Genomic DNA, 310 nt, shown 5'->3' with positions numbered 1-310 from the left:
TTCGACGCACTCGACTACATCGACACCATCGTCGACAAGGAAATCAACTCCGCCACCGACAACCCCCTGATCTTCGACAAAGAAGGCGGCGGCTTCGAAATCATCTCCGGCGGCAACTTCCACGGCCAGTACCTGGCGCAGGCGATGGACTTGCTCGCCATGACCATCACCGACCTGGGCAGCATCTGCGAACGCCGCATTGCGCGCCTGATCGACCCGACCTGTCGTGGGGCCTGCCGCGCAACCTGATGAGCGGCGTGCGCGGCGTCAACACCGGCTACCCGGTGGTGCAATGCTCGATGAGCTCGCT

The 310-nt window shown here is 62.9% G+C and carries 1 pseudogene; it reads left to right on the top strand.

Going from position 1 to position 310, the window contains the following annotated elements:
* Window positions 1-310 (top strand): annotated as a pseudogene (locus AKL25_RS23590) (aromatic amino acid lyase); the annotation flags it as partial.

Origin of the sequence: Herbaspirillum rhizosphaerae, from assembly GCF_001189965.1 — a bacterium.
In the GTDB taxonomy this organism is placed as follows: domain Bacteria; phylum Pseudomonadota; class Gammaproteobacteria; order Burkholderiales; family Burkholderiaceae_D; genus Herbaspirillum; species Herbaspirillum rhizosphaerae.
The sequence above is the reverse complement of the archived record's forward strand: the minus strand, read 5'-3'. Positions and strand labels throughout refer to the sequence as shown.